At 55.8% G+C, this 1,476-nt stretch carries 1 protein-coding gene; it reads left to right on the top strand.

What is annotated here, in order from left to right; genetic code table 11:
* The first annotated feature begins 156 nt into the window (after positions 1-156).
* Positions 157-1,425 (top strand): RNA-guided endonuclease InsQ/TnpB family protein, encoded by a 1,269-nt coding sequence (locus tag ACNSN7_RS15520; RefSeq protein ID WP_418283203.1) that lies wholly within the window; start codon positions 157-159, stop codon positions 1,423-1,425.
* Positions 1,426-1,476: the final 51 nt, after the last annotated feature.

The following is a 1,476-nucleotide window of genomic DNA, read 5'->3' as shown; positions in this document are numbered from 1 at the left end:
TTATGGAAGTTTCAAGGCTAAAACCCCGCCCTTCAGGGCGGGGATACAGCCGACAACTCTGCCACTACCCACGTTCGATGGCACTGCTGGATATTCCACGACCCAGTCGTTACTATTTAGTACCAAATTTTCATAATTGGTTATGAACACAGTCCGATGCTGGAGACAACTCGCACCTATCGAGCGAAAATCGTCAATCACCCACAGGTGAGTGACGACCTCGATGATTGCGGGCACTCAGCATCCAAACTGTGGAACGTCGCCCGATACTACACACAAGGCCGATGGGATGAAGACGGAGAAATCCCCGACGACGGCGAACTCAAATCCGAACTCAAGGAACACGAACGATACAGTGACCTGCATTCTCAGTCAAGTCAGCGAGTTCTCGAAGAGCTTGCTGAGTCGTTCACCAGTTGGTACAACGCACGCCAACGCGGAGACGAGGACGCCAATCCACCCGGCTACCGCAAACACGGCGACGAACACCCGCGCTCCACCGTGACGTGGAAGCAGAAGGGTATCAAGCACGATTCCAAGCATAACCAACTTCGTCTGAGCAAGGGTTTCAACCTGAAGACCCACCGATCAGATTTCATCCTCGCAGAGTACGAAACACGCCCAGACGTGACCGTGGAGAATATCCAGCAAGTCAGGGCCGTGTGGAACGGCGACCGGTGGGAACTCCACCTCGTCTGCAAGAAGGAGATATCCGTTGAGGACGCTCCCGGTGACAAGACGGCAGGTATCGATCTCGGCATCAGCAACTACCTCGCCATCGCGTACGACGATGGGGACGCTGAGTTGTATCCGGGGAACGTGCTGAAACAGGACAAGCACTACTTCACCCGCGATGAGTACGATACGGAAGGTGAGAACGGCCCGTCGCGCCGTGCGCTTCGTGCCCGTCAGAAGCTCTCGCGTCGGAAAGACCACATCCTTCACGCCCTCGCCAAGCACATCGTAGAGCAGTGCATCGACCACGAGGTTGGTCGCATCGCTATCGGTGATTTGAGCGAGATTCGAGAAGATGAGAACGGCGACTCACGGAACTGGGGGCGAAGGGGAAACAAGAAACTCCACGGATGGGAGTTCGACCGGTTCACCACGTTGCTCGAATACAAGGCCGAAGAACACGGCATCCTCGTTGACCGGAAGAGTGAGCGAGACACATCAAAGACGTGTTCGTGCTGTGGGCGGAAGCGTGACGCGAACCGCGTGGAACGTGGCTTGTACGTCTGTGACTCGTGCGGAGCGACGATGAACGCAGACGTGAACGGTGCAGTGAACATTCGCAGAAAGATAACTCAGAATCCTCCGACGGAGGATATGAGTAACGGTCGTTTGGCACGGCCAGTAGCCTACCTGTTCAACCAAACCTCTGGGTCGTTCCATCCGAGGGAACAGGTGGGTTGCGAACCGTAATATCCCAACGCTCGGGAATCCTCGCCCTTCAGGGCGGGGAGGATGTCAACG

This window comes from Halorubrum rarum (assembly GCF_048380895.1).
Classification (GTDB): Archaea; Halobacteriota; Halobacteria; order Halobacteriales; family Haloferacaceae; genus Halorubrum.
The sequence above is the reverse complement of the archived record's forward strand: the minus strand, read 5'-3'. Positions and strand labels throughout refer to the sequence as shown.

Coding starts and splice junctions, on each gene's coding strand:
- ACNSN7_RS15520 (WP_418283203.1), top strand. CDS start 157: ATGCTGGAGACAACTCGCACCTATCGAGCGAAAATCGTCAATCACCCA.